The sequence below is a fragment of the Pontibacillus chungwhensis BH030062 genome (assembly GCF_000770675.1).
GTDB classification, from domain to species: Bacteria; Bacillota; Bacilli; order Bacillales; family BH030062; genus Pontibacillus; species Pontibacillus chungwhensis.
On the sequence record NZ_AVBG01000018.1, the window covers coordinates 62848 to 70290 of the forward strand.

Genomic DNA, 7443 nt, shown 5'->3' on the forward strand with positions numbered 1-7443 from the left:
ATGAAGCAAACAGCCCATGTCGTAGCGAAAATTGTGGTTACAATTCTTCTTTTCGCCATTCTATACGCTTATGCTATGTTTCAGGGTGGCTTTGTTAGTTGGTTTCTGTTTTACGGGATGCTTCCGTTGCTTCTATATATGCTAGGTGTGTTACTCTATCCGATCTCCAATTGGAATATTGAACGGACGTTATCTAAATATATGTTTCAATCTGGAGATACGTTAGCTGTGGATGTTCATATAGAGAGAGGATTGCCGTTCCCCCTTTATTATTGTGTCATCGAGGAATATGTTCCTGAAACGCTAAATAGGGTCGGGACGAAATCAGAAGGCTATCAATATATGGGGAATCCTGATGAACTTAGGAAGGCGAAACGAATTAAGCGTGTAGCATTTCCTTGGTTTAAGCGTTCAATCCACTTTCATTATGAATTTCCTCATCTGCCAAGAGGTGAGCACCATTTTCATAGTATACGAGTGAAAACAGGCGACTTCTTTGGATTTGTATCAAAGCAAGCTTATTACACCGTGCCTGGTAGAGTGCTCGTATATCCTCACAGAAGAGATGTCTCAATGACGAAGCGTGTGAATAGCTTTGATGAGGGGGCGGCTCCTTCCTATTCTCAAACGAAGCGGGATACCACTGTCGTAACAGGGGTAAGAGAATATGCACCGGGAGATCGATTCTCTTGGATAGATTGGAAAACATCAGCTAAGAAGAATGCGATGATGACTAAGGAGTTCGAACAACAGAAGAGTTCGGATGTGTTGCTTATACTTGATGCTACCGAAGGTTTTGGGGAGAAGAGAATAGCGTTTGAGGGAAGTGTGGAGTTAACGGCTTCCATCATTGAGAGCTATAAGATAAGGGAATCTCAGCTTGCGTTCTTGGTTTTAGGAAGTGAGCATAAATTCTTTCCTTTCACGAAAGACCGTACTCAGTATGATGGGATGAATCAATATTTATCTAAGGTTGAACCAGTGGGGAAAACAACGTTTGCTGAATCGTTACTGAAGCAGCAACAAGGATTGCCGAATCACTTAATCGTTATGGTTGTGACGCGAAGTCTTACTCCTTCATTAAAAACATCCGTTATTCGGTTGAAACAAAAACATGCGCGAGTTGTTTTCTTTTATATAGAAGCAAAAGAACATATAACGAGTGAACAACGGCAGTTACTTCGTGAGTTAGGTGTGAATGGCGTTGTTGTTAATGTCTTGTCAGAAGCAGAAATGACACAAGCGAAATTTGAGGTGAGTACATAATGGCGAACGACCCAATCGAGCGTAATCAATTTTTGTTTAGAGGGATCGTTTATCTTTGTGGATTCTTACTGTTCTGGGAATGGCTCAGACCTTTAGATCAAATTACGGATACGGCTAACATGGCTGTATTTGTTGTATATGCTGCATTTTGCTTCTTCTTATCGTTCATTCATTTACCGTGGTTTTTTACCATTCCGATGAAACTCATAGGCTTAGCGTTTGTGTTAGATGGATTGTTTATCGGACGAAGGTTTCTCAGTGGAGATTGGTTCCGGTTTGTCTATGACCATATTCAGTATAATATCGATGTGATGGTAGCGAATCAGTGGTGGCAGATGACCCCATTATTTCGTAGCATGCTTTTCTTGCTTTTGCTGTGGTTAATGAGTTACTTGCTTTATTACTGGTTTATCGTAGCTAAGAGAACGAGTTTCTTTGTCATATTGACGATTGTATATGTGACGGTCTTGGATACGTTTACGGTATATGAAGGGAAGGGAGCGATTATTCGAACGTTCCTGATCTCGTTGATTGTAATGGGCTTGTCCAGTTTCACTAAAGAAATGGAGAAAGAATCAATTGCGATAAGGGGGAGGCGTGTCTATCGGGCGTGGGTTATCCCGCTAATGGTCGTAGTCTTATTTGCTAGTGTGATTGGCTATGCGGCTCCGAAGAAAGCCCCTCAATGGCCCGACCCCGTTCCTTTTATCCAAGGAGCGGTGAACGGCGTAGGAGGTTCAGGTGGCAATGCGATTCAAAAGGTTGGATATGGTACGAACGACGAACAATTAGGTGGCTCCTTTGTCCAAGATAATACTCCTGTCTTTCAAGCGGTAGCCGATGGTGAACATTATTGGCGTATCGAGACAAAAGATGTTTATACGGGGAAAGGCTGGATTCGATCCAGTGAGGGGAATCCAATCGAGCAGCCGGTAGCTAATGATATTAACTTAGGATACTTTAATGACGCAGTTAAGCGTGAAGACAAGGTGGCAACGATCGCTATGAATGATAATGCCACGTTTTCAAAGCTTGTCTATCCATATGGTATTGAAAAAGTGTCGAACAGCGAAGCAGACACCTTAGTGATTAACCCAACTACAGGGGAGATTATTCCTCAAAAGAACGGAGAATCATTTCAGCTAAATGGGTATGAGATTGGGTATGCTCAGCCTAGTTTCTCTTTCTCGCAGCTTGCGGAGAGTGGAACGGATGATCCGCCACAAATTGATCAGGCATATACGCAATTGCCAGAGAGCTTACCAGAACAGGTTAGAGATTTAGCGGAAGAGATTGTCGCTGAGAGTAGCAACCGATATGAGAAAGCGCGGGCAGTTGAAGAATACTTCCAACAGAACGGGTTCGAATATAGTACGAAGAATATTCCCGTTCCAGATGAAGGAGAGGATTATACCTCGCAGTTCTTGTTTGACACTCAAGTCGGCTACTGTGATAACTTCTCTACTTCAATGGTCGTTCTCCTGCGAAGTGTTGGGGTTCCTGCCAGGTGGGCTAAAGGGTTCACAGGTGGTGAGCAAATTGACACGATAGAAGTGGATGGAGAACTTAAGAACGTCTATCAGATAACGAGCGGTAACGCCCACTCTTGGGTAGAAGTCTATTTCCCCGATGTAGGTTGGGTAGCTTTTGAGCCAACGAAAGGGTTTGGAAACCATACAGACTTTTATATAGATGATACTGAGGAAGATGACGAAGAGTCCTCTGAGGTTGATGAAAATTTACAAGAACAGCTAGAACAAAATCAAGAACAAACACCTGAAATGGACGAGCAAGACATGGCGGGTAAGACAGACGAATCTAGTGGTGGTGGGGGGAGTTTTACGGTCCCTACATGGCTATGGATTGTGCTGGTTATCGTTGTTCTTGCCATTCTCGGACTGGTGTATAGATATCGCTATCATTTGCTGGCCATGTATTATAGGAGAAAGTATATTCAGAACCCAGGTCAGCATAATTATGAAACAGCTTATGAATTCCTCTTGAAAGTTTTAGATAAGAAAGAAGATTTGAATCGATCAAGTGGACAGACCTTACAAGAGTTCGCTCATTCTGTCGATGATCATTATAGAACCCAAGAGATGGGGCAATTAACCTATCATTACGAGCGACTTGTTTACCAAAAAGATTCGTCTAAACATCCATGGGATAAAATGAGTGAATTGTGGGAAAATTTAATTAAAAAGACGTTGTCTTGACCGAGAATCGTTAGATTGATAGAATGATTGCAACTTAATTGTTCCCTTCGTATATCCTCGATAATATGGTTCGAGAGTCTCTACCGGAGCACCGATAATGCTCTGACTATGAAGGTGGGAGTCGTGTATCATTCTCTGGAAATATGAGGAGACTTCTGCCTTTCTATAGTTATAGAGGCAGAAGTCTCTTTTTTTATGGACCAAAACGAGAGAGGACAGTAAAGGGTCACGCAAATACAAAGGAGTGAAGCGCATCATGATCGAAGTTCATGACAAGATTTTAGTATTAGACTTCGGAAGTCAATATAACCAGTTAATCACTAGGCGGATCCGTGAGTTCGGGGTATATAGCGAACTCCATTCTCATCGACTAACAGCAGAGGAAATTAAAGAAATGAATCCGACAGGGATTATTCTGTCCGGTGGGCCAAACAGCGTTTATGCTGAAGATAGCTTCCGCTGTGATCCGGCGATATTCGAACTTGATATTCCTGTGCTTGGTATTTGCTACGGAATGCAGCTTATGACTCACCATTACGGCGGGAAGGTAGAACGAGCGCTCCAAAGAGAATATGGAAAAGCTAACTTGCAAGTAGAAGGAGAACCTTCTTTATTTAAAGATCTTCCGAAAGAGCAAGTTGTATGGATGAGTCACAGTGACAAAGTTGTTGAAGCTCCGGCTGGGTTCTCTGTAGACGCAACGAGCCCATCTTGCCCTGTATCTGCTATTAGCTATGAAGAGAAGAAGATGTACGGAGTGCAGTTCCACCCAGAGGTTCGTCACTCTGAGTATGGAAATGAAGTACTAAAGCGTTTTGTCTTTGATATTTGCGAAGAAAAAGGCGACTGGACAATGGAGAACTTTATTGAACTTGAAGTGGAGAAAATTCGTGAACAAGTAGGCGATCAAAAAGTTCTTTGTGCCCTGAGTGGTGGCGTTGATTCATCTGTTGTAGCAGCACTAATTCATCGTGCTATTGGAGATCAGCTTACGTGTATCTTTGTCGATCATGGCCTGCTCCGTAAAGATGAAGCAGACACGGTGATGGATACATTTAGTGAAGGATTTAACATGAACGTTATAAAAGTCGATGCACAAGAGCGTTTCATGTCTAAGCTAAGAGGTGTTTCAGATCCTGAACAGAAGCGGAAGATTATTGGGAATGAATTCATTTATGTCTTTGATGAACAGGCGGATGAGTTAAAGGATATAGATTATCTTGCACAAGGAACGCTTTACACAGACATTATTGAAAGTGGAACGGAAACCGCACAGACCATTAAGTCTCACCATAATGTAGGTGGCCTTCCTGAAGATATGCAATTTAAACTGATCGAACCTTTGAATGCATTATTTAAAGATGAAGTACGTGCCTTAGGTACAGAACTAGGGGTTCCAGACCATATCGTGTGGCGCCAACCTTTCCCGGGACCTGGTCTTGCCATCCGTGTGTTAGGTGAAATCACTGATGAAAAGCTAACCATTGTTCGTGAATCAGATGCAATCTTGCGTGAAGAGGTAAAGAATGCCGGTTTAGAACGTGATATCTGGCAGTACTTCACAGTGTTACCTGATATCCGAAGTGTTGGGGTCATGGGTGATGCTCGCACATATGATTATACAGTTGGGATTCGTGCCGTTACGTCTATTGATGGGATGACATCAGACTGGGCGAGAATACCTTATGATGTTCTAGAGCTGATTTCAACTAGGATTGTGAATGAAGTGGATCATGTGAACAGAATCGTGTATGACGTAACGAGTAAGCCGCCTAGTACAATCGAGTGGGAATAACGAACGTTTTGCAAATTAAAGTTTTTAATATTCGTATTTAGCATTGACTCTTCTCGTTTTTGCTAGTATGATAGAACCAGATAAAATAAAACACGAACCGTCGTATAATATTGGGGATAGGGCCCAAGAGTTTCTACCGAGTTACCGTAAATGACTCGACTACGATGGAGAATGTGATTCGGATGGATTCTAGTAATCTTTCTTAATCATGCACTCTGTCTGTGGACCAGAAACTCTTGGCGCTTAATGCTAAGGGTTTCTTTTTATATCGGCTGGTTTCGGGGAGGGTCTAACATGAAGAAATTCTTTCAATTTGAAGAGCTGGGGACAAACTTTCGTACAGAGTTTATAGCTGGTTTAACGACGTTTCTAGCCATGGCATATATTCTTGTCGTCAACCCGATTACATTAGCGCTTGTAGGTGTAGAGGAGCTGCCTGAGGGTGTTACAAGGATTGATCAAGGCGCAGTATTCACAGCTACCGCAATAGCAGCAGCCGTTGGTTCATTGATTATGGGGGTTCTAGCGAAATATCCAATTGCGTTAGCGCCAGGTATGGGGCTGAATGCCTTTTTCTCCTTCACCGTTATGTTGCAGTTCGCCATTCCATGGCAAGAGGCATTGGCGGGAGTGCTTGTATCAGGACTTATTTTTATTGTATTAACCGTTACAGGACTTAGAGAGAAGATTATAAACGCCATTCCAAGCAATTTAAAGCTAGCAGTAGGAGCTGGAATTGGACTTTTCATTGCATTTATCGGTTTTCAGAATGCCGGAATTATAACAGGGGATCCAAATACACTTGTGGCTTTAGGGGATTTAACGCAACCAGCTACGCTTCTTGCGATCTTTGGGTTAGTAATTTCCGTTCTTCTGATGTCTCTTAACATAAAAGGTGGGATCTTTTACGGAATCGTTATTACAACAATTGGCGGGATCATCGTTGGTTTAATTGACGCGCCATCAGCCGTAGTGAGCACACCACCAAGTGTTGCTCCAACATTCGGAGCTGCTATAGAGAATTTACCTTCTGTACTTGTTTCAGGAGAGATGTGGATTGTCATCTTAACGTTCTTATTTGTAGACTTCTTTGACACTGCTGGAACACTTGTAGCTGTAGCAACGCAAGCCGGGATTATAAAAGAGAACAAGTTACCACGTGCTGGCCGAGCTTTATTTGCAGATTCTGCGGCTACCGTAGTAGGGTCAGTGGTAGGGACTTCAACCACTACTTCTTATATTGAATCAACAGCAGGGGTGGCAGCTGGAGGTCGATCAGGATTCACATCAGTCGTGACAGCAGGCTTCTTCCTTCTATCGCTTCTGTTCTCTCCATTGTTAAGTGTGGTTACAGCAGAAGTAACAGCGCCTGCTCTAATTATCGTGGGGGTGCTGATGTGTAGTTCGTTGAAGAATATAGATTGGGACCAATTCGAAATTGCTGTCCCAGCTTTTCTTACGGTCATTGCCATGCCACTAACGTATAGTATAGCTACAGGAATTGCGATTGGATTTATCTTTTATCCATTAACAATGATCTTGAAAGGAAGAGGGAAAGAGATTCATCCAATTATGTATTTCTTATTTATTGTCTTCCTAGCCTATTTTATATTCTTAATTTAATTTCTTTTAAAATACTGACGAGGGGCGCCATGGCAATGGTTGCTCCTCTTTTTTTTTGTAACGTTATGAAAGAGAGAATAAAAAAATTCATAAAAACTATTGCAGTTCACGTCGATCCCGTGGTACATTATTAAACGTTGCGTTAACAACAACGCAAACAACAAAACGATCTAGAGGCTGTGATTAACAATCGCATTCGCCTTCCTATTAATATAGAAGAGATCAGCTTGGGAAGAGATCAAATAAACTTTTGAAAATAGTTATTGACTCAAAAACATCCGCATGATAAGATGTTTAAGTCGCTGTTAAAACGACGCAACCAACGAAATGATCTTGAAGGCAGTTATTAACTAACATGACTTCTTCTATAATAGAGAGATCAGGTTGAAGAAAAGAGATCAAATAAACTTCAAAAAAGTTATTGACTCAAAATCAACCACATGATAAACTAATTAAGTCGCTGTTAAACGGCGGACAAGCAAAAGAAACATTTTGAAGAAACATTTGATCTTTGAAAACTGAACGAAACAACATGTAACGTCA

Annotated in this window: 4 protein-coding genes and 2 riboswitches; all 4 genes read left to right on the forward strand. The window is 41.9% G+C overall.

The window, feature by feature from the left end; translation table 11 throughout:
- The 4 genes from N780_RS17490 (at position 1) to N780_RS17505 (ending at position 6900) form a co-directional block, all read left to right on the forward strand.
- Positions 1–1266: a DUF58 domain-containing protein gene (locus tag N780_RS17490; protein ID WP_036787100.1), complete on the forward strand. Its 1266-nt coding sequence runs from the start codon at positions 1–3 to the stop codon at positions 1264–1266.
- Positions 1266–3482: a transglutaminase-like domain-containing protein gene (locus tag N780_RS17495; protein ID WP_036787102.1), complete on the forward strand. Its 2217-nt coding sequence runs from the start codon at positions 1266–1268 to the stop codon at positions 3480–3482. The genes N780_RS17490 and N780_RS17495 overlap by 1 nt, the downstream gene beginning before the upstream one ends.
- 27 nt (positions 3483–3509) lie before the next feature.
- Positions 3510–3611: riboswitch (purine riboswitch) on the forward strand.
- 127 nt (positions 3612–3738) lie between these two features.
- Positions 3739–5277: a glutamine-hydrolyzing GMP synthase gene (guaA, locus tag N780_RS17500; RefSeq protein ID WP_036787105.1), complete on the forward strand. Its 1539-nt coding sequence runs from the start codon at positions 3739–3741 to the stop codon at positions 5275–5277.
- 80 nt (positions 5278–5357) lie between these two features.
- Positions 5358–5459: riboswitch (purine riboswitch) on the forward strand.
- 112 nt (positions 5460–5571) lie between these two features.
- Positions 5572–6900, forward strand: coding sequence for an NCS2 family permease (locus N780_RS17505; protein WP_036787107.1), 1329 nt, complete (start codon positions 5572–5574; stop codon positions 6898–6900).
- Positions 6901–7443 lie beyond the last annotated feature (543 nt).